Consider the following 21,349-nt stretch of genomic DNA (forward strand, 5'->3'; position numbering starts at 1 on the left):
TTTAAAATTGTTGGTTCTTTGTCAAAAGTTGGGGTGGGTATTTTTCTGAATGCCTGCCTTTTATTTTTAAACTGAAATATATAATTGTCGTTTCTATTATGTCCTCAAAAATTATATCTTCAGCTTTTAGAAATTTTGTGATATAATTGGTATGCACTTCTGATGCCTCCTTTTAATAAATTTTGTTTTAACCAATTTTATTATAGCAGGCATTCAGAATAAGTACGTTATTTTTTATGGGGGATTTTTACCCTCTAACATTTTTATTTATAGAACCTGATTTTATAAAATTTATTTTCTTGTTATATTAAATAAAATATTATAAAATATATTCTAGAGCCAAATAATACTCAACATTTTTTCATTTTTAATATATTTTAATATATGAATATTATTCATATATTAGCTACACAAAAGGATAATAAAAAAGAGGTGAAAAAAGAATGAAGTTAGAAAATCTCACTTTTAAGGGTGGGGTAAATGTACCACATCATAAGGATTTAACTGAGGGGCTTCCTATAGAAAGAGCAAAGGAACCGGATGTAGTTTATATTCCATTGCATCAACATGTTGGAGCACCTTGTGAACCTTTAGTGAAAGTAGGAGATACTGTAAAAGTAGGTCAAAAGATTGGGCAATCTGATGCATTTGTATCTGCTCCGGTACATTCATCTGTCTCGGGCATAGTTAAAGACATTACGACTATGTTTATACCTACTGGTCAAAGGGTTAAATGTGTAATTATAGAATCAGATGGAAAGAATGAGCTAGACGAGTCTGTAAAACCAAAAGGAAGCCTGGAAGATTTATCTCCTAAAGAAATTATTGAGATAATTAGAGAGGCTGGTATTACAGGAATGGGAGGAGCTGGATTCCCAACTCATGTTAAATTATCGCCTCCTTCTGACAAAAAAATCGATACTATTCTTGTAAATGGAGCAGAGTGTGAACCTTATTTAACAACAGACCATAGATTGATGGTTGAATATCCTGAAAAGATAGTATTTGGTTTAAAAGCAATTATGAAAGCAGTAGGAGTAGAAAGAGGAATTATTGGAGTAGAAAAAAACAAACCTGATGCCATATTGGCTTTAAGAGAAGCAAGCAAAGATGAGAAAAACATTCAAATAGCAACTTTAAAAGTTAAATATCCTCAAGGGGATGAGAAAAGATTAATTAATGCTATATTAGGACGAATTGTACCATCTGGCGGATTGCCAATGGACGTAGGAGTTATAGTAGTCAATGCCGCTACTACTAAAGCGGTGGCTGATGCGATATTAGAAGGTAAACCTTTATATGAAAGAGTAACTACGATTACAGGCCATGGAATTAAACAACCAAAAAATCTCCTTGTTAAAATAGGAACGCCTCTTAAAGATTTGATAGAACAGTGTGGGGGATTTACTGAAGACTCACCAGGCAAGATTATCAGTGGTGGGCCTATGATGGGAATAGCTCAGCATTCTCTAGATGTACCGATTATAAAGGGAACTGGTGGAATATTGATATTGACAAAAAAGGAAGCAAGACCAGAACAAGTACAACCATGTATTAAATGTGGTAAATGTGTTGAAGTATGTCCTGTAAACTTACTACCATTGTATATAAGTAGTTATTCTCTCAAGAAAAACTTTGATAAGGCAGAAGAATACAATGCTCTTGATTGTGTTGAATGTGGATCATGTTCTTATATATGTCCTGCTAAAAGACCTTTGGCAGAATCTATAAGACTAGCAAAAAGAGAAATAATTGCTAAAAAGAAATCAAAATAGATAGGAGGATATAAAATGGCATCTAAAGTGCAAGAAGTCGTTTTAGAGAATAAGTTGTTAGTTTCTTCATCTCCTCATATAAGATCTAATGAATCGGTACAGAGGATAATGTTAGATGTGGTAATAGCTCTTACACCGGCTATTATAGGAAGTGTATACTTGTTTGGTTTAAATGCTTTAAAATTGATATTAATTTCAGTAGCCTCATCTGTTTTATTCGAAGCACTAATTCAGAAATTATTTAAAAAACCTATTACTATAACAGATTTTTCTGCTGCAATAACCGGTATATTAATCGCGTTTAATTTACCAGCCAGTGCCCCGTGGTGGCTACCAGTAATAGGCTCTGCTTTTGCAATAATAGTAGTAAAACAACTTTTTGGTGGTTTAGGTGCGAATTTTATGAATCCAGCATTAGCAGCGAGAGCAATGTTGATGACTTCATGGCCAGTTCACATGACAAACTATACTGGCACTAGACCGGACGTAGTCACATCAGCTACACCATTATCCATAATGGGCACTAGACCGGACGTAGTCACATCAGCTACACCATTATCCATAATGAAGTACGGTACAGGAGCTGAACTTCCAACATTGAGGGATATGTTTATAGGTAATATTCCTGGAGTTATTGGAGAAACTTCTGCATTATTGCTGTTAATAGGTGCTGTTTATTTGATAATAAGGAAAGTTATAGATTGGAAAATACCAGTATTTTACATAGGGACAACCTTTATTATGTTATTATTATTAGGAGTTGAACCTAAATTATTACCATATCATATATTAGGCGGTGGATTAATACTTGGTGCTTTTTATATGGCTACAGATTATTCTTCCTCGCCAGTAACTCCTTTAGGTAGAATTATATTTGCAGTTGGAGCAGGTATATTAACAGCAATAATTAGAGTTAAAGGAGCTTATCCAGAAGGAGTATCTTATTCAATACTATTGATGAATGTTGCGACTCCATTAATTGAGAAATTTACTAAACCTAATGTATTTGGGAAGGTGAAATAGATGAAGGAAATAACAAAAATAGGTTTAATTTTACTTTTGATAACTGCTGTTGCTGGAGTAATATTAGGAGTTTCGAATGCAGTTACTTCAGAAAAGATAGCAGAAATAGAAAAAATTGCTAATAATGCAGCAAAACAAGAGGTATTACAAGAAGCAAAAAATTTTGTTGCATTAGATGAAAAGCGATTAAAAGAGGTTGCCGGTTCTAATCAAAATGTATTAGAAATTAGTGAGGGTTATGATGCAAATTCATCTCTTGTTGGATATGTATTTAAAATTACTTCTAATGGTTATGGTGGAGAAATTCAATTCATGGTTGGTATATCTAAAAAAGGATATATTACAGGTATCAAAATCTTGAATCACAGAGAAACTCCAGGACTTGGAGCAAATGCAACTAAGAGCTTCTTCACTGATTCTTTTAAAGGTAAATCTGTAGCTGGCAAGTTAGTCGTTGTTAAGCATCCTCCTAAAGCTGATAATGAGATACAAGCTCTTACTGGTGCAACTATAACGTCTAATGCAATAGTCAGCGGTGTAAATATGGTTCGGGAAATATATAATTCAAAATTGGCTAATTAGTTAAATCGTGGAGGTGTAAAGAATGAAGTTATCCAAAGTTTTTTATAATGGTCTAGTCAAGGAGAACCCCATATTTGTCCAGGCACTAGGTATGTGTTCAGTTTTAGCTGTAACTACTTCAGCAATTAACGGTTTGGCTATGGGATTAGCTGTAACGGCTGTATTAGTTGGATCAAATTTAGTTGTTTCCTTATTAAGAAAAGTTATACCAGATAAAATTCGTATTCCAGCTTTTATTGTAGTTATTGCAACTTTTGTTACTGTTGTGGAAATGTTTATGAAGGCTTATACTCCTGATCTGTACAACGCACTGGGAATTTTTATTCCTTTAATAGTTGTTAACTGTATAATTTTAGGTAGAGCAGAAGCTTTTGCTTCCAAAAATAGTTTGTTGCCCTCCATAGTGGATGGTCTAGGTATGGGAGCAGGATACACTTTAGCAGTATTAATATTAGGAAGCATAAGAGAAATATTAGGTTCAGGTAGTTTGTTTGGAATACAGTTGTTTGGAGCAAGTTTTGAACCAGCACTAATTTTTATAATGCCACCAGGAGCGTTTATTGTACTTGGGATATTAATTGGGATTTTTAATTATGTTAGAAAGAGAAAAGAAGCTTCTGAGACTGGTGTAAGGGAGGAAGTTTTAGATGAATATATTTATAATATTGATTAATACGATATTTGTCAACAATTATGTTTTTGCCCGTTTTTTAGGGATATGTCCCTTCTTAGGTGTATCTAATAAAACAGAAACAGCTACTGGAATGGGTATGGCTGTAACTTTTGTAATTACACTATCGTCAGTTATAACTTATATAATACATCATGCTATATTAGTTCCACTAAATTTAGAATATTTGCAAACTATAGTTTTTATACTTGTTATAGCTTCTTTAGTACAATTTGTTGAAATATTTCTTAAAAAAACTAGTCCAAATCTATATAGTGCATTAGGTATATATCTTCCATTGATAACTACTAACTGCATAGTACTAGGAGTAGCTATATTGAATATTCAAGAAGGCTATACATTATTTGAAACGATTTTTAATGCCCTAGGAGCATCTATTGGTTTTGCTATTGCATTGTTGCTTATGGCTGGAATAAGAGAGAAGCTTGAAATAATAGATGTTCCAAAGGCTTTAGAAGGTGTTCCAATAACATTAATAACTGCAGGTCTTATATCCATAGCGTTTTTAGGATTTAATGGGCTTGTTTAGGAGGTAATAAAATGGATGGTATATTGTATGCAATAGTAGTATTAGGCGGTTTAGGATTTTTATTTGGATCAAGTCTTTCTTTAGCATCTAAGATTTTTGCTGTGGAGATAAATCCAAAAGTAAAAAAGATAAGAGAAGTTTTACCAGGTGCAAACTGTGGGGCTTGTGGATATCCCGGTTGTGATGCCTATGCTAATGCAATTGTAGAGGGGAAAGCTCCAGTAAATGCTTGTAGTGTTGGGGGAAATTCTGTAGCAAAAAAAGTGGCAAATATAATGGGAGTCGACGCTGTAGAAGTAGAAAGAAAAGTAGCAACTGTATTATGCCAAGGAGATCGTAATAAAGCAAAAGATAAATATCTCTATTATGGTATAAGGGATTGTAGGGCTCAAAATATATTAGCTGGAGGAAGCAAATCTTGCTCATACGGCTGTTTAGGTTGTGGTACTTGTGTGGATGTTTGTGATTATGGTGCAATTCAAATTATTAATGGAGTTGCTGTTATAGATAAAGAAAAATGTGTGGCTTGCAAAGCTTGTATAGAAGTTTGTCCTAAAGGAATAATTGAGCTTGTACCCTATGACCAAGAAGTGATAATAAAATGTAAGAGTAATGATCCGGGTAAGGTAGTTAGAAGCAATTGTAGCGTTGGATGTATTGGATGTCAAATATGTGTTAAAAGTTGCCCTGAAAATGCAATTACTTTTGAAAATTATCTAGCAAAGATTAACTATGAAAAATGTACTAATTGTGGAATTTGTGCTGAAAAATGTCCTACAGGTACCATATTTTCGAGTCTAGAACAGGTAAGGAAGAAAGTACAATAATTTAGAGCCTTTAATTAGGCTCTTTTTTATTCTTTTATAATTATTTTGTAAATAAAAAATATAAATGGTAAACTAAGTATGACGTTTGTAGAAATAAACTTGTTTCAAGGAGTGAAAAAAGTGACAAAAGGTGACAAATTTTTAATAATTACTATTGTAATTATCAGTGTTATATCACTTATATTTATAAATAAATCAGTTTCTAGTTACGAAGAAAAGTATATAAGTATACAAGTAGATGGGAAAGAGGTAAAGAGAATAAAATTTGATAGTAGTTTAGTGGGAAAAACAATACCAATAAAGACAGAATATGGTTATAATTTACTTGAAATTGGAGAGGATAAAGTGAGAGTAATTGAGGCGGATTGTCCTGATCAATTGTGTGTTAAACAAGGCTATATTTCACGAGTTGGAGAGGCTATTGTATGTTTGCCCAATAGATTAGTTGTTGAAATAAAAGGAGGGGAGAAGGAAATGGAAATAGATGGTATCAGTTACTAGAAGGGAACGAATAAAAATATTGCATCTATTCAGTGCTTTTAGGAACGAAAAATCCCGAACATGTAAGGAAAAATTTAGATTTATTAGAGTTAGAGATTGACGACAAAATTGTAGATAAAGCAATAGAAATTGCTAATTCATAAATTTTTTAATAAATTTTTGATTTAAAAAGAGGAATATTTATTTTTTTGTAGAATATTAATTATTGTGTGTGTTAAAGAAAGATTTATGGGTGTAAAAGGTGGCATAAAATGAGTAAAATTTTAGTTTTAGACGATAATAAGGGAATCTGTAGTTTAATAGAAGAAATTTTCACGATGGATGGCCATGAAGTGAGAACTTACAGTGATATTAGCCATTTTGACAAAGAGATAGAAAAATTTAGACCTGATGTAGGATTGTTTGATTTACACATGGCAAAAGATATGCTAAAAATCATCAAAAAAGTTAAGAATATTCATCCAAACATGAAAGGTATTATAATGTCAGCAGATGAGCCACAAGAGCCTTTTACGGAGTTTCCTTTTATCTCTAAACCTTTTGACATAATAACACTAAAAAATTTAGTTTATGATAGTCTAAAGCAAGAAATGTTTGTATAAGGTACGTTTGTACCTTTTTATATTTTTCTTGAGCTAGCTTTAAACAAATGCTATAATGAAAAAGTAAAGTTACATAATATTAGGTAGTATTTTGAAAACAGTTATAATAAAGGAGTTGTTAGAAATGTTAGTGACAGGTATAGAGATATTGGAAAAGGCCCATAAAGAAGGATATGCAGTTGGAGCTTTTAACACCAGTAATTTAGAAATTACTCAAGCCATTGTGGAAGCAGCAGAAGAGACTAAATCACCAGTCATAATACAAGTCAGTGAGGGAGGATTGAAATACGCTGGTATTGAGACGATTTCAGCGATTGTCAGGACAATGGCGGAAAAAGCGTCAGTTCCAATTGCCCTTCACCTTGACCATGGTACAGATTTCAATACGGTCATGAAATGCTTGAGAAATGGTTGGACTTCTGTAATGATGGATGCATCAAAATTGCCACTCGAAGAAAATATAAAAGTGACGAAAACTGTGGTGCAAATTGCTCACGGAATGGGAGTTTCTGTTGAAGCTGAAATCGGAAAAATTGGTGGTACAGAGGATAATATCACAGTAGATGAAAGAGAAGCGGCTATGACAGACCCAGAAGAAGCTTTAAAATTCGCAAAAGAAACAGGAGTAGATTATTTAGCTATAGCTATTGGGACAGCTCATGGACCTTACAAAGGAGAACCTAAGCTGGACTTTGATAGACTTAAAAAAATAAAAGAAATGCTCAATATTCCTTTAGTTTTACATGGAGCTTCAGGAGTTCCTGAAGAGGCTATAAAGAAGGCTGTAAGCCTTGGCATAAATAAGATAAACATAGATACGGATATAAGACAAGCTTTTGCACGAAGACTAAGAGATTTATTAGAAAAAGATAGTGAAGTATACGACCCAAGAAAAATTTTAGGTCCGTGTAAAGATGCGATGAAAGAAGTAATTAAGCAAAAAATGATTTTATTTGGAGCAGCAGGAAGAGCATAATTTAAAGCGGGGTTTCACCGCTTTTTATTTTTTATGTATAAATTTTTACAAATTGTCAATTATAAATTTGGGACTGAAAATAACTACTTGACATTCCAAAAAAATATAAATAAAATAGAATAAGATTATACGTATTCATTTCTTTTAGCATTTTCTTTTTGTGTTTTTAATAAGTATCCTTTGCGAGAAGTGTGTTGCGCAGAAATTCTCATTTTTATCCTCCAGGTAAGTTCCCTCTTATACTTTTTTAAAAATGAGGTAATGAGGACTTAGTTTGTTAAAATTCTACTTTTGGGAGGTGTACATTTGCATTTTGATATTAATACTTTGGGAAATTTGAGTTTGATGGAACTGAGAGAAATTGCAAAAGAGTTAGGCATTAAAAGTATTACGAAATACAGAAAACAAGAGCTGAGAGAAAAAATTTTGGAAAAAGTTAGTCAATTAAATGGAGAAAATTTAATTCAAGAGGATAACAGAAAAGAGGAAGGTTTAAATGAGGGGCCAACACAAGAATTACAAGAAAGTAGGGTAGGGAAAAATACAGACGATACTTCAAATACAAATTCTAACATATCGAAAAATGGATATGCAAAGTCTATTAGTACTGAAAATAGCGCAAATGGATTACAAGCTCAATCAAAGCCTTCAAAAGACATCTTGCCAATTGCTAAAGAACTTTCTGATCCATTGAAAGAACTTATACAGACACAAGGAGATGTAGTGGCAGAAGGCATTCTTGATATTTTGCCAGATGGTTACGGATTTTTAAGAGTAGAAAACTTTGTTCAAGGGCCTAAAGATATATATATTTCTCAATCGCAAATAAGGCGTTTTGGCTTAAAAGTTGGCGACAAAGTAAGAGGTATTACAAGGATTCCTAGAGAAGGGGAAAAATATTCTGCAATTCTTTATGTGGAATCTATAAATGGTGAAGATCCCGAAAATGCTAAAAAAAGGATTCCCTTTGATGAATTAACTCCTATTTTCCCAAATGAGAAATTGAGATTAGAGACTTCACCTACAGAATTTTCCATGAGATTGGTAGATATCATTGCTCCTATAGGTAAAGGGCAAAGGGGTATGATTGTTGCACCGCCAAAAGCAGGAAAAACCACTTTACTTAAGCAAATTGCCAATAGCATTTCACAAAACCATCCAGAAGTTATTCTCATTGTGCTTTTAATTGATGAACGCCCTGAAGAAGTAACTGACATGAAACGTTCTATAAAAGGAGAAGTAGTATATTCTACTTTTGATGAACTCCCAGAACACCATACTAAAGTGGCTGAAATGGTATTAGAGCACGCTAAAAGACTTGTGGAGTATAAAAAGGATGTGGTGATTCTTTTAGATAGTATTACTAGGTTAGCGAGAGCTTATAACCTTATTACACCTCCTTCAGGAAGAACTCTTTCTGGTGGCATTGACCCTTCTGCATTACATCCTCCGAAAAGATTTTTTGGAGCAGCCAGGAATATAGAAGAGGGTGGAAGTTTAACTATCCTTGCTACTGCTTTGATTGAAACGGGAAGCCGCATGGATGAAGTTATATTTGAAGAATTTAAGGGAACGGGCAATATGGAACTTCACCTTGACAGAAAATTACAAGAAAGAAGGATATTCCCTGCTATTGATATATACAAATCGGGTACAAGAAAAGAAGAATTGCTGCTTACTAAAGAAGAATTGGAGGCCATGTGGATATTAAGGAAAGCCATGTCAAATTTACCGCCTGCAGAGGTTACAGAGATGTTAATTGAAAAATTAATACGAACTAAATCTAATGCGGAGTTTATAAATATGATAAGAGCACAATTATATAAATCTTGATATTGTGTATAACTTGTGTTATAATTTCTCCGTATGAGTTTTGGTTGAAAGAGGTGAAAGCTGTGAAACCGAATATACATCCTACCTATTATCATGATGCGGTTGTAAGGTGTGCATGTGGAAATACTTTTATAACAGGTTCTACAAAGAAAGAAATTAGAGTAGAAATATGTTCCAAATGCCATCCTTTCTTTACAGGCCAGCAGAAGATTGTAGATACAGGTGGAAGAGTCGAGAGATTTAGAAAGAGATTTAATTTAGAGGAAAAATAATTTGGGGGTTAGAGTGGTGAAGACTCTAACCTTTTGTTTTTAATTTGACATTAAGAAAGGTGGTTTTCATGATATACGGATCTTTGGATCATGGTTTTATAGAGGTTATAGTTGGTCCTATGTTTAGCGGTAAAAGTGAAGAACTAATAAGAAGGATTAAAAGAGCACAAATTGCCAAACAAAAAGTACAAGTTTTTAAACCGGCTATTGACGATAGATATTCTATTGACAAGGTGGTATCTCACAATGGCACTAATATAAATGCTATTAGTGTAGTAAAAGCTTTTGAAATAATTGAGCTTTTAGAAGAAGACACAGAGGTTATCGCAATTGATGAAATTCAGTTTTTTGACCATTCGATTGTGGATGTTGTAAGGGAAATTGCTGATTTGGGCAAAAGAGTCATTTGTGCTGGCTTAGATATGGACTTTAGGGGAGAACCATTTGGGCCTACTCCTGATGTAATGGCAATTGCGGAGTCTGTGGATAAACTGACGGCTATATGTGTGAAATGTGGCAATCCTGCTACTCGCACTCAAAGGCTTATCAATGGGAAACCTGCAAAATACGATGATCCAATCATTTTAGTAGGGGCCCATGAAACCTATGAAGCAAGGTGTCGAAAATGCCATGAAGTTCCCCGTACATAGAAAAGAGGTGTAATAATGAAAAAAACTGATATAGGTGGTCAAGCAGTAATTGAAGGAGTTATGATGAGAGGACACAATAGTGTAGCGACAGCTGTAAGAAAAGGAGATGAAATAATTATAAAGAAAGAGTATGTAAAACCCTTGACTAAAAGGAATAAATTTTTTTCGTTACCTTTTATAAGAGGTACTTTTGCTCTTTTTGATTCTCTTATCGTAGGTATAAAAAGCCTTACTTATTCTGCAGAACTTTTTGAAGAAGAAGATGAAGAAAATATTTCAAAATTTGATTCATTTTTACAAAAAGTGTTTGGAGATAAGTTAGATGATGTTTTGATGTATTTTTCTGTCGCAATATCTTTAATTTTATCTATTGTCATATTTTTTATCGGACCGACATATGTAGCGGATTACATGAAATTATTTACAAAAAATACCATAGTCATAAATTTTGTCGAGGGGTTGTTGAGGGTTGTCATTTTTCTCTTGTACCTTGTTCTTATTTCTCAGATGAAAGACATAAAGCGTATTTTTGAATATCATGGGGCAGAGCATAAGGCTATTTACTGCCTTGAACATGAAGAGGAATTGACAGTAGAAAATGCTCGCAAATATACTACTTTACATCCTAGGTGTGGAACAAATTTCCTTTTTATAGTCATGACTGTCTCTATAATAGTTTTTTCTTTTTTGAAATGGCCTACTCTTTATATAAGGATACTCAGTAGAATTCTTTTGCTTCCTGTAGTTGCTGGTATATCTTATGAAATAATAAAATTGGCAGGGCGAAGTGACAATAAAATAATAGCGGCTTTTGTATATCCTGGCTTGCTGTTACAAAAACTTACTACAAGAGAGCCTGATGACAATCAATTAGAAGTTGCTATTGCATCACTAAAAAGTGTTTTGGAGGACGAGGGAGGACAAGAATTTGAAAGTATATGAAGTGATAAATTTAGGGGCAAAAGAACTTCAAGGCATTTGCGAAAATCCTAAACTTGAAGCGGAACTGCTCCTTGCCTACTGTTTGGGGATGGATAGGATAAATCTAATAATTAAAAGAGAAGATGAAGTGGAGGAAGGGGAGTTAGCAAAGTTTTTAGGACTTTTAAATATGAGAAAATCTCACATTCCTTATCAGTACATTGTAAAAAAACATTATTTTATGGGTTTGGAGTTTTTCGTGGATGAAAATGTATTGATTCCAAGGCCTGAGACGGAAATACTTGTGGAAGAAGTATTAAAAAGGCTTAAGAAAGGTAATACACTAATTGACATAGGGACAGGCAGTGGTGCTATAGCTGTAAGTGTAGTCAAATATTTTCCTGATTGCTTTGTATATGCTGTCGATATTAGTAGAAAAGCTCTTGAGGTGGCAAAATATAATGCAAAAAAACACAACGTTTTAGATAAAATTGTTTTTATAGAAAGTGATGTTTTTTCACAGGTTCCTAAGAATATAAAGTTTGATTTTATTGTATCAAATCCACCCTATATTAAAAGAGGCGAACTTGAAACCCTTCAAGAAGAAGTAAAAAAAGAACCTATTATAGCGTTGGATGGAGGAGAAGATGGGCTTTTCTTTTATAAAAAGATTATAGAGGGAGCTCCTTTTTATCTAAATCCTGAAGGGGCAATTTGCTTTGAAATGGGATATGACCAAAAAGAGGAGGTAACTGATTTATTGACAAAAGGTGGTTTTAAAAATATTGAAGTGATAAAGGATTTATCGGGAATTGATAGAGTTGTAATAGCAAGGTATAAGTTATAGTTTTCACAAATAGCAATATATGATATAATCAATCTTTGAGGTGAGATAATGATTGATAAATTGCAAGCAATAGAAGATAGATATGTAGAATTAAGTCAAAAAATAAGTGACCCTAATATTATTTCAAATGTAAATGAATGGAGAAAGTATGTAAAAGAGCATGCGGCTATTGAAGATATTGTGTTAAAATACAGAGAATACAAAAAAGTTTTGGAAGATATAGAGGCTACAAAAGAGTTGTTGTCTTCAAATGATGAAGAACTTAAAGAGATGGCAGAGGAAGAACTTTCTCAATTAGAAGAAAAAAAAGAAAAATTATTAGAGGAGATAAAAATTCTTTTAATACCAAAAGACCCAAATGATGAGAAAAACGTCATAATGGAGATTAGGGCAGGAGCAGGAGGAGAAGAGGCAGCTCTTTTTGCCCATGACCTTTTTAGGATGTATTCCATGTATGCAGAGAAAAAAGGTTGGAAAGTAGAAATAATGAGCTCCAATGAAACAGATATCGGAGGATTTAAAGAAGTAATTTTGAATATTTCTGGAAAAGGATCTTACAGCAGGTTAAAATACGAAAGTGGTGTTCATAGGGTTCAAAGGGTTCCAACCACTGAAGCCGGGGGAAGGATTCACACTTCTACCGCTACAGTGGCAGTTTTGCCTGAAGTCGAGGAAGTTGATGTAGAGATAAATCCAAATGATATAAAGGTAGATGTATTTAGGTCAGGCGGTCATGGAGGGCAGAGTGTAAATACGACTGATTCCGCAGTCAGAGTTACCCATATTCCAACAGGAATTGTCGTAACTTGCCAAGATGAAAGGTCACAGATTCAAAATAGAGAAAGAGCTCTTAAAATTTTGCGAGCAAAGCTTTATGAAATGGCTCTACAAGAACAACAAAGAGAAATTGCTGAGACACGGAAATCCCAAGTAGGTACTGGGGAAAGGAGCGAGAGGATAAGAACTTACAATTATCCACAAGGTAGAGTCACTGACCACAGAATAGGTTTAACTTTATATAGATTACAGGAAGTTCTTGATGGGGACTTGGATGAAATTATAGATGCTTTAATTTTAAATGACCAGGCAGAAAAACTTAAGAATATGAATCTAAATTAAAGGAACAGGGAAACCTGTTCTTTTTTATTCCTTAAAAGGATATGAAGTGTGTATTATCAAAAAATATAGGTATAATTTAAATTTTTGTGCTTGACTAAATAATCGTTATAAATTATAATTATAAAAAAACACTTTATTAAGTTAAACTAAGAAATAGCAGTATGTGACAAAATACATACAATTTAACATTGCCCCCCAGCTGTCCTCTATAGAGGACGCTTTATTCGCTCGATGGTCCTCCTACCTTCGAGCGAATTTTTTTGTGCTAAGCATAAGTTCAATAACGATTTAATACATTTGAAGTAGATTTAAAAATTAAGGGGATGTTTTTATGTCTGCCTTCAATGGGATGATAATAGGCTCTTTGGTCGGAATAATCGGTACGGGAATGGGGGGAGCTGCGACATATTTTTTAAAAAACCCTTCTAATAGATTTTTTAGTGGGATTATGGGGATTACTGCGGGCTTGATGCTCTCTATTGTAGTTTTTGACCTGTTGCCTCATGCTTTTGATATAGCAGGTCTTGCATTGGGGACAATTGGGATATTAATAGGAGCTATTTTGATTTCTTTTTTTGACATGATAATAGAAAATATGGATATCGCTGGAGGCTTCATAAAAGAAGGTGTATTATTAGGAATTGCAATTGCTTTACATAATTTTCCTGAGGGACTTGCAGTGGGCTCTGGTTTTATGGTATCTCAGTCATTAGGTATTAACATCGCATTGGTTATTGCTTTGCACGATTTTCCTGAGGGTTTAGCAATGGCAACGCCATTTTCTGCAGGCGGCATACCTCCTTATAAAAATGTAATATACACCGTATTAGCTGGGATTCCTACAGGAATAGGGGCTTTAATTGGAGTTTTGACGGGTGGTATATCCCCTTATTTTATTGGATTAAATTTAGGCATAGCAGGAGGAGCTATGTTGTATGTGACCTGTGGCGATGTAATTCCTGAGGCCAGAAATATTTACAAAGGGAAAATTTCTATTTTGGGGATGATATTAGGTTTTATTGGTGGTATAATAATAACAAAGTATTTGTAAGTTTTGTTTATGCAGGGAGTGCCTTAAATGACAAAAATAGTACGTGTTAATAAAAATAATCCAGAAATTGAGCTTATTGATTTTGCAGCAAAAGTGATAAAAGAAGGAGGACTTGTGGCTTTTCCTACAGAGACAGTTTATGGAATTGGAGCCAATTCTTTCAATGAAGAAGCTATAAAAAAGATATTTATAGCAAAGGGAAGGCCTCAAGATAACCCTCTTATTGTTCATATTGCAGAATTAGAGCAGATTTATGACCTTGTGAAAGAAGTACCTCAAAAAGCTAAAACTCTTATGAAGAAATTTTGGCCAGGCCCTTTAACACTTATTTTTAAAAAATCACAAAAAGTGCCTTATGTTAATACGGCTGGCATGGATACTGTAGCTATAAGGATGCCTTCAAACACAATTGCTCATCTTTTAATCAAAAGGGCAGAAGTCCCTATATCTGCTCCCAGCGCTAATGTTTCAGGTAAGCCTAGTCCTACTGATGCTTCTCACGTTATTGAAGATTTGTATGGAAAAGTAGATGTAATAATAGATGGAGGAAAATGTGATGTTGGCGTAGAATCTACTGTTTTGGATTTGACAGAAAAGGTGCCGGTCATTTTAAGACCGGGAGCAGTTACTTTGGAAATGCTTAAAGAAGTGATAGGAAATGTTGAAGTGGATCCTTCACTTTTAAAAAAGCCAAAGGAAGATTTAAAGCCTAAGTCCCCTGGCATGAAGTACAAGCATTATTCTCCTAACGCGGAGGTCTATATAGTGACAGGAGACCTTGAGAAAGTTGTAAAAAAAATTCAAGAATTGACAGAAGAACAATTGAAATATGGTAAAAAAGTTGGTATAATGGCAACGGTACAAACTTCGACACAATATGAAAAAGGAGAAATTATTGTCGTAGGGGATAGAAATAGACCAGAGACGATAGCGAAGAATCTTTTTGCAGTTTTACGACAATTTGACAAAAAGGGAGTAGATGTCATTTTTGCTGAAAGTTTTGGATATGACAACATTGGACTTGCTATTATGAATAGATTAGAAAAAGCTGCCGGTTATAAAGAAATAAGTGCTGAAGGAGAATTGCCATGAAAGTATTATTTGTGTGCACTGGGAATACCTGTAGAAGCCCTATGGCAGAGGGACTTTTTAATGACAAAGCGAAAGCTTTCGGTAAGGACTTTGAAGCAAAATCTGCTGGAGTATTTGCTCCAGAAGGTTTTCCAGCTTCACAAGAAGCAATAGAAGTATTAAAACAGGATTATAATATAGATATTTCAAACCACAGGTCAAAAAGTTTAAGACGTCAAGATTTAGAAGAGGCTGATTTAATTTTAGCTATGTCGAATTCTCATAAACAGAGCATACTTTCTAAGTACCCAGAATATTCCAATAAAGTTTTTACTATAAAAGAATTTGTAGGGCTACAGGGAGAGGTTGAGGACCCTTATGGCATGCCTATAGAAGTGTATAGACAAACGGCTCGCGAGTTAGACAATCTAATTTCAAAGATTATAACCAAAATTTCAGAAGGAAGGGAAAAACGGTGATTGCATTAGGAGCTGACCATGGTGGCTATGAACTTAAAGAAGCTATAAAAAAGTATTTAGATGAAAAAGGAATAGCCTATAAAGATTTTGGAACTTTTGGTACAGAATCTGTAGATTATCCAGATTATGCCCTCAAAGTAGCAGAGGCTGTTGCATCTCATGAGTGCAGCGAAGGAATTTTAGTCTGTGGGACAGGCATTGGTATGTCAATAGCGGCAAATAAAGTACCAGGAATTAGAGCTGCTCATGCAGAAGATGTTTTTTCAGCAAAAGCCGCTAAGGAACACAACAATGCTAATATTTTGTGCTTGGGAGGACGCATCACAGGACCAGGACTTGCTGTGATGATGGTGGAAGAATGGTTAAATGCAACTTTCCAAGGAGGACGTCATCAGAGAAGGATTGACAAAATAGCGGAAATTGAGAAAAAGTATAGCAAATGATATTAATTTGTTATTAGAAAAGAAATTTTAAACTTACAGGAGGTAAAAAATGTATAAAAATGTATTTGTCATTGACCATCCACTTATTCAACATAAAATAAGCCTTATAAGAGATGAAAATACAGGTTCTAAAGAATTTAGAGAGTTAGTAGAAGAAATTGCAATGCTCATGGCATATGAAGTCACAAGAGATTTGCCTCTTGAGGAGATAGAGGTAAAAACTCCAGTGGCAGTGGCAAAGACAAAAGTGATTGCAGGGAAAAAATTAGGAATAATCCCTATATTAAGGGCAGGATTAGGAATGGTGGATGGAATGTTAAAACTCATTCCAGCTGCTAAAGTAGGACATATAGGAATTTACAGGGACCCTGAAACTTTAAAACCTGTAGAATATTACTGTAAACTGCCTTCCGACATAGCAGAAAGAGACCTCATTGTGGTAGACCCTATGCTTGCGACAGGAGGTTCTGCTTGTGCTGCCATACATTTTCTCAAAGAAAGAGGCGCACAAAATATAAAATTGGTGAATTTAATAGCTGCTCCAGAAGGAATTGAGGCAGTTCACAGAGACCATCCAGAGGTTCCAATTTACGTGGCCAGCATAGACCAAGGTTTAAATGAACATGGTTATATTGTACCGGGTTTAGGAGATGCAGGAGATAGGCTTTTCGGCACAAAGTGATGGCGAGGGATGTACAAATGAGACCCTCATGGGATGAATATTTTATGCAAATTGTAGATGTTGTAAAAACTCGCTCTACTTGTCTTAGAAGACAAGTAGGGGCTATTTTGGTGGTGGATAAACACATAATTTCAACAGGGTATAATGGTCCTCCTACAGGACTCGCCCATTGTGAAGAAACAGGTTGTTTGAGAGAGCAATTAGGGATACCGTCGGGAGAAAGGCCAGAGCTTTGTAGAGGTGTACATGCAGAGCAAAATGCGATTATACAAGCAGCGTTGCATGGGGTAAGTACTAAAGGGGCTACTCTCTATGTAAGTGCCAGTCCTTGTGTCATATGCGCTAAAATGTTAATCAATGCAGGAGTTAAGCGAATTGTATATGAAGAGGAGTATCCCGATGAATTAGCTTTTAAACTTTTAAAGGAAGCAAATATTGACTTAGTAAAAATTGAGCGACAAAAATAAGCGGGGAATAAACCCCGCTTTTATAGATTTATTTTATTTATTAGCTTCTGCTTTTGTTTGACTTTTAGCGATTAGGTACCACAGATAACCAATTACTATTGCTCCGATGAATCCGCCTATTACGTTGTAATCAGCGACCATCCAGCCCCATTTGCCTAGGTAAGCGCCGCCAAGCCATGCTCCGATTAGATGTGCAACTAGTGCTGCCCAGTATGTTCCGTAAATTTTATTTAGCTTTTCGACGTAAGATTCTCCAGCTTTGGAGTTGAACAAAGGATGAAATACAAGACTAGATATAAGTCCTACTACAATAAGTGTTACCCAGAACATATTTCACACCTCCTTTTTGAGATATTTTTCCTTCCACTTATAATTTTACTTTATCAAAATTATAAAACAAATTTGATTTTTGACCTTTTTTGACCAAAAAAGTTTATCAGGAAAATTTATCTATATTTATCTGACCTTTTCTGACTTATTCTCTTTTTATCTAATTATTTCTAATGGCTGCCCATTTTTCCTGTTATGTCAATAATAAAATTTTTTAGATTGATGAATAAATCTTTTTATTTCAGTTAATAATTTAAAATAGAAGGGCGGTAAAAATCGGCGGATCCATTCTCCCCCTTGTGGATTCGCAGGTATTTTACCGCCTTTTTTTAAAAGGAGGTAAGAAATGTGTTTAAAAAAATATTTACAGGATTAATAATTTTTATTGTAATATTTTCATTTGGATTTCAAAAACAGACTTTTCTTTCATTGACGGAAGATGTTTCACTGACAAAAGAAGTCTTTTTAACGACAGGAGCCACTTATGAATATGCGAATATAAACGGGTGGGCAAAAGTCGACAATGTATTTACAAATTTTGACAATTTAACAAAATATGTTGAAAAAGCACTTGAAAGCATGGAAATTGACAAAGAAAAAATTAAGGTATCAAAAAGCGAAAAAGATAATTTTCGACAGATAGAAATAGACTATTCAGAAAATATGAGAGCAATAAGTATTGTGGCGCAAAGTATAAAGAATAGGGATAAAGGAGAGGCATACTTGTTAATAGATGAATATTTACTAAAAGGATATCAAGATGTTGAAAAAGAAAAAAAACTTATCGATAATACTTTTAAGGAATTAAAAGGGAAACCGGAGATAACAACCTGCTTTGTAGGGACTTTTAAAGGGAAGTTGAATAAAGAAAAAAATAGTAGTATAGTTAAATTAATACTTGACAAATTAGATGCACAAAAAGTAGAAGGAATGGAAGATGAAAATATAATAAGTGTTTCTGCTTATTCGAGCAAATTAAAAGAATATATTAAATTAGGAAGTGAAAAAATAAATTTAAACGTAGCAATAAGATATAGTTCTTTTGACGATAAAACTTATATATGGGTGGCGACACCTATTATAGCTATAGAATATTAAAAGAGGGTGATAACAACGAAATTTATTGTTGAAAAAAGCCCACCTCTTAAAGGAAGTGTAAAAATAAGTGGTGCTAAAAATTCTGTATTACCTATAATTGCCGCTTCTTTGTTGTCATCAGGAGAAATAGTGTTAGATGACATACCTACTTTAGAGGATGTCAATGTCATGATAGAGTTAATTAAGCATTTTGGTGCTATATGTGAATTTGAAAATGAGAAATTAAAGATAAAAGTGGATATTAAAGATGTAGAAGCCCCATATGATTTGGTGAAGAAAATGAGAGCATCGTTTTTGGTGATGGGACCCATACTTGCAAGGTTGGGGCACGCTAAAATTTCTATGCCAGGTGGGTGCGCTATTGGTTCTCGACCAATAGATTTGCATTTAAAAGGATTTCAAACTTTGGGAGCAGATATCACCATAGGACATGGTTATGTAGAAGCACGAGCCAAAAAATTGACAGGCAAAAAAATTTATTTAGATTTTCCAAGTGTTGGGGCTACAGAAAACATCATGATGGCGGCAGTTTTTGCGGAAGGAGTTACTATAATAGAAAACGCTGCGGAAGAGCCGGAAATTGTTGACCTTGCCAATTTTCTCAACAAGATGGGAGCAAATATTAAAGGCGCGGGGACAGATACAATAAGAATTGAAGGAGTAAAGGAGCTAAAAGGGGCTGAGCATACTGTCATACCAGATAGAATTGAAGCAGGGACTTTTATGGTAGCAGCTGCAATGACTGGAGGAAATGTTCTTATAGAAAATGTCATAGTGGATCATGTAAGGTCTATAATTGCGAAATTAACAGAATGCGGAATTAAGATAACAGAAGAACCTAAGGGACTGCGAGTCAAAGGAATCAAAAATTATAAAGCAGTGGACATAAAAACTCTTCCTTATCCAGGCTTTCCTACAGATATGCAAGCTCAAATGATGGTTATGATGACAGTGGCAAAAGGGACAAGCGTTATAATAGAAACAGTTTTTGAAAATAGATTTATGCATGTGGATGAGCTAAAGCGTATGGGGGCAAATATAAAGATAGAAGGGAGAAGCGCTGTTGTTACAGGAGTAGATCATTTGACAGGTGCAGAAGTTAAAGCAACGGATTTAAGGGCGGGAGCAGCCTTAGTATTGGCAGGACTTATTGCAGAAGGTAGGACTGAAATAAACGATATTTATCATATTGACAGAGGTTATGTAAAAATGGAAGAAAAGTTAAAAAATCTTGGTGCAATCATATATAGAATATAAAGGCGTCATGTTGCGCCTTTTTAAATTTACGAAAAATTTTAAGAAAGTATGTTGTTTACTTAAAAGTTTTTATAATTTCTATTTTTTGTTGAAGGATTTTTAATAGCTTTGTAGAATTAATATATTGAAAAGGTTTTGATAAAAGATTGATAAAGGAGAGATAGGATATGAAAATTGGCGTTCCAAAAGAGATAAAAACTGCAGAGGCTCGTGTGGCTATTACTCCTGCGGGAGTTGAAGCTTTTATAAAAAATGGCCATGAAGTATATATTGAAAAAAGTGCAGGAATGGGAAGTGGCATAACTGATGAAGAATATGCAAAGGTTGGAGCGAAAATACTTAATACTGCAAAAGAAGTATTTGATGTAGCAGATATGATTATGAAGGTAAAAGAACCACAGCCAAGCGAATATGACTATTTCAAAGAAGGACAGATTCTTTTTACTTATCTTCATTTAGCTCCTGATAAACAACAAACAGAAGCTCTATTAAGGAAAAAAGTAGTAGGGATTGCTTATGAGACAGTACAATTAGATAATGGAGCACTTCCTCTCTTAACTCCCATGAGTGAAGTAGCTGGAAGGATGTCGGTGACAATAGGAGCTTATCTTCTTACCAACATAAATGAAGGAAGAGGAATTGTAATGGGCGGAGTCCCAGGAGTAGAGCCAGCAGAAGTAGTAATAATAGGTGGGGGAACGGTAGGTACAAATGCAGCAAAGGTAGCTATGGGGATGGGAGCAAGAGTTACAATATTGGATGTAAATCCAGCGAGACTTGCTTACCTTGATGACATATTTGGTGGACGAGTTACAACTTTGATGTCAAATAGTTTTAATATTGCTCAGAGTGTGAAGAAAGCAGATTTGCTAATAGGAGCAGTTTTGATACCTGGAGCAAAGGCGCCAAAACTTGTGACAGAAGAAATGGTAAAGACGATGAAGAAAGGTGCAGTAATAGTGGATGTTGCAATAGACCAAGGTGGTTGTATAGAGACCTGTGATAGAACGACTTCTCACAAAGACCCGTACTTTATAAAACATGGAGTAGTACATTATTCTGTGCCTAACATTCCAGGAGCGGTTCCGAGAACCTCTACTTTTGCTTTAACTAACGTAACATTGCATTATGCTTTAGAAATAGCAAATAAAGGATATAAGAAGGCTTTACTTGAAAATAAAGCTTTATTAAAAGGATTAAATGTTTATAAAGGAATGGTAACCTACAAACCTGTTGCAGATGCTCAAGGTTTAGAGTATGTTGACCCTGTTGAGGCTTTAAACAAAGAATAAGAATTTTCTGAAGGGAAATATCTACCTCTCA

The 21,349-nt window shown here is 34.4% G+C and carries 26 protein-coding genes; 24 read left to right on the forward strand and 2 right to left on the reverse strand.

Features of this window, described 5'->3' with window-relative positions; all coding sequences use genetic code 11:
* Position 1 precedes the first annotated feature (1 nt).
* A complete protein-coding gene (locus TETH514_RS12660; protein ID WP_003867330.1) occupies positions 2–157 on the reverse strand; it encodes a hypothetical protein in 156 nt (51 codons plus the stop codon).
* Between the two features lie 286 nt (positions 158–443).
* Here TETH514_RS12660 and rsxC point away from each other — a divergent pair, with 286 nt between their 5' ends.
* From rsxC to TETH514_RS00520, 21 genes are all read left to right on the forward strand, one after another.
* On the forward strand, positions 444–1,775 hold the full coding sequence (gene rsxC, locus TETH514_RS00420) for an electron transport complex subunit RsxC (protein WP_009051989.1): 1,332 nt from the start codon (positions 444–446) through the stop codon (positions 1,773–1,775).
* A 15-nt stretch (positions 1,776–1,790) separates the two neighbouring features.
* Entirely contained in the window at positions 1,791–2,798 is a 1,008-nt protein-coding gene (locus TETH514_RS00425) for an RnfABCDGE type electron transport complex subunit D (RefSeq protein ID WP_009051988.1), read from the forward strand.
* Positions 2,799–3,380: an RnfABCDGE type electron transport complex subunit G gene (locus TETH514_RS00430; protein WP_003867327.1), complete on the forward strand. Its 582-nt coding sequence runs from the start codon at positions 2,799–2,801 to the stop codon at positions 3,378–3,380.
* Positions 3,381–3,402: 22 nt separating this feature from the next.
* The gene (gene rsxE / locus TETH514_RS00435) at positions 3,403–4,053 is read left to right on the forward strand and encodes an electron transport complex subunit RsxE (protein WP_003867326.1); all 651 of its coding nucleotides are present in this window, start codon (positions 3,403–3,405) and stop codon (positions 4,051–4,053) included.
* Positions 4,028–4,600 (forward strand): electron transport complex subunit RsxA, encoded by a 573-nt coding sequence (gene rsxA, locus TETH514_RS00440; protein ID WP_003867325.1) that lies wholly within the window; start codon positions 4,028–4,030, stop codon positions 4,598–4,600. The genes rsxE and rsxA overlap by 26 nt, the downstream gene beginning before the upstream one ends.
* An 11-nt stretch (positions 4,601–4,611) precedes the next feature.
* Positions 4,612–5,427: an RnfABCDGE type electron transport complex subunit B gene (locus TETH514_RS00445; RefSeq protein WP_003867324.1), complete on the forward strand. Its 816-nt coding sequence runs from the start codon at positions 4,612–4,614 to the stop codon at positions 5,425–5,427.
* 120 nt (positions 5,428–5,547) lie between these two features.
* Positions 5,548–5,928 carry a NusG domain II-containing protein gene (locus TETH514_RS00450; protein WP_038016313.1) on the forward strand — a complete coding sequence of 127 codons (381 nt, stop codon included), beginning with the start codon at positions 5,548–5,550 and terminating at the stop codon, positions 5,926–5,928.
* 251 nt (positions 5,929–6,179) lie between these two features.
* Complete coding sequence (locus TETH514_RS00455; RefSeq protein ID WP_003867322.1) at positions 6,180–6,530, forward strand: response regulator; 351 nt, start codon at positions 6,180–6,182, stop codon at positions 6,528–6,530.
* A gap of 124 nt (positions 6,531–6,654) precedes the next feature.
* Positions 6,655–7,506, forward strand: a complete 852-nt coding sequence (locus TETH514_RS00460; RefSeq protein ID WP_003867321.1) for a class II fructose-1,6-bisphosphate aldolase — start codon at positions 6,655–6,657, stop codon at positions 7,504–7,506.
* Between the two features lie 306 nt (positions 7,507–7,812).
* Entirely contained in the window at positions 7,813–9,339 is a 1,527-nt protein-coding gene (gene rho / locus TETH514_RS00465) for a transcription termination factor Rho (protein ID WP_009051987.1), read from the forward strand.
* A 62-nt stretch (positions 9,340–9,401) separates the two neighbouring features.
* Entirely contained in the window at positions 9,402–9,611 is a 210-nt protein-coding gene (rpmE, locus tag TETH514_RS00470) for a 50S ribosomal protein L31 (RefSeq protein ID WP_003867319.1), read from the forward strand.
* A 71-nt stretch (positions 9,612–9,682) separates the two neighbouring features.
* The gene (locus TETH514_RS00475) at positions 9,683–10,261 is read left to right on the forward strand and encodes a thymidine kinase (RefSeq protein ID WP_172632706.1); all 579 of its coding nucleotides are present in this window, start codon (positions 9,683–9,685) and stop codon (positions 10,259–10,261) included.
* Between the two features lie 15 nt (positions 10,262–10,276).
* The gene (locus tag TETH514_RS00480; protein WP_009051985.1) at positions 10,277–11,203 is read left to right on the forward strand and encodes a DUF1385 domain-containing protein; all 927 of its coding nucleotides are present in this window, start codon (positions 10,277–10,279) and stop codon (positions 11,201–11,203) included.
* A complete protein-coding gene (gene prmC / locus TETH514_RS00485; protein ID WP_003867315.1) occupies positions 11,190–12,029 on the forward strand; it encodes a peptide chain release factor N(5)-glutamine methyltransferase in 840 nt (279 codons plus the stop codon). Before TETH514_RS00480 ends, prmC begins: the two co-directional genes overlap by 14 nt.
* A 48-nt stretch (positions 12,030–12,077) precedes the next feature.
* Complete coding sequence (gene prfA / locus TETH514_RS00490) at positions 12,078–13,148, forward strand: peptide chain release factor 1 (RefSeq protein ID WP_009051984.1); 1,071 nt, start codon at positions 12,078–12,080, stop codon at positions 13,146–13,148.
* Positions 13,149–13,479: 331 nt separating this feature from the next.
* Positions 13,480–14,199, forward strand: coding sequence for a ZIP family metal transporter (locus TETH514_RS00495; RefSeq protein ID WP_009051983.1), 720 nt, complete (start codon positions 13,480–13,482; stop codon positions 14,197–14,199).
* Positions 14,200–14,226: 27 nt separating this feature from the next.
* The gene (locus TETH514_RS00500) at positions 14,227–15,291 is read left to right on the forward strand and encodes an L-threonylcarbamoyladenylate synthase (protein ID WP_009051982.1); all 1,065 of its coding nucleotides are present in this window, start codon (positions 14,227–14,229) and stop codon (positions 15,289–15,291) included.
* Entirely contained in the window at positions 15,288–15,749 is a 462-nt protein-coding gene (locus TETH514_RS00505) for a low molecular weight protein arginine phosphatase (protein WP_009051981.1), read from the forward strand. The genes TETH514_RS00500 and TETH514_RS00505 overlap by 4 nt, the downstream gene beginning before the upstream one ends.
* Positions 15,746–16,192 carry a ribose 5-phosphate isomerase B gene (gene rpiB, locus TETH514_RS00510; RefSeq protein WP_003867308.1) on the forward strand — a complete coding sequence of 149 codons (447 nt, stop codon included), beginning with the start codon at positions 15,746–15,748 and terminating at the stop codon, positions 16,190–16,192. The genes TETH514_RS00505 and rpiB overlap by 4 nt, the downstream gene beginning before the upstream one ends.
* A gap of 49 nt (positions 16,193–16,241) precedes the next feature.
* The gene (upp, locus tag TETH514_RS00515) at positions 16,242–16,874 is read left to right on the forward strand and encodes a uracil phosphoribosyltransferase (protein ID WP_003867307.1); all 633 of its coding nucleotides are present in this window, start codon (positions 16,242–16,244) and stop codon (positions 16,872–16,874) included.
* Positions 16,875–16,891: 17 nt separating this feature from the next.
* Entirely contained in the window at positions 16,892–17,341 is a 450-nt protein-coding gene (locus TETH514_RS00520; RefSeq protein ID WP_012268568.1) for a dCMP deaminase family protein, read from the forward strand.
* A gap of 33 nt (positions 17,342–17,374) precedes the next feature.
* Here the strand turns inward: TETH514_RS00520 and TETH514_RS00525 are convergent, their stop codons facing one another.
* A complete protein-coding gene (locus TETH514_RS00525; protein ID WP_003867305.1) occupies positions 17,375–17,671 on the reverse strand; it encodes a hypothetical protein in 297 nt (98 codons plus the stop codon).
* 348 nt (positions 17,672–18,019) lie between these two features.
* On the opposite strand from TETH514_RS00525, the gene TETH514_RS00530 reads away from it, so the two are divergent.
* The 3 genes from TETH514_RS00530 (at position 18,020) to ald (ending at position 21,318) form a co-directional block, all read left to right on the forward strand.
* Positions 18,020–18,769, forward strand: a complete 750-nt coding sequence (locus TETH514_RS00530) for a YwmB family TATA-box binding protein (protein WP_009051980.1) — start codon at positions 18,020–18,022, stop codon at positions 18,767–18,769.
* A 6-nt stretch (positions 18,770–18,775) separates the two neighbouring features.
* Positions 18,776–20,026: a UDP-N-acetylglucosamine 1-carboxyvinyltransferase gene (gene murA / locus TETH514_RS00535; RefSeq protein WP_003867302.1), complete on the forward strand. Its 1,251-nt coding sequence runs from the start codon at positions 18,776–18,778 to the stop codon at positions 20,024–20,026.
* A 167-nt stretch (positions 20,027–20,193) separates the two neighbouring features.
* Entirely contained in the window at positions 20,194–21,318 is a 1,125-nt protein-coding gene (gene ald / locus TETH514_RS00540) for an alanine dehydrogenase (protein WP_003867301.1), read from the forward strand.
* Positions 21,319–21,349: the final 31 nt, after the last annotated feature.

The organism is Thermoanaerobacter sp. X514 (assembly GCF_000019065.1).
In the GTDB taxonomy this organism is placed as follows: Bacteria; Bacillota; Thermoanaerobacteria; order Thermoanaerobacterales; family Thermoanaerobacteraceae; genus Thermoanaerobacter; species Thermoanaerobacter pseudethanolicus.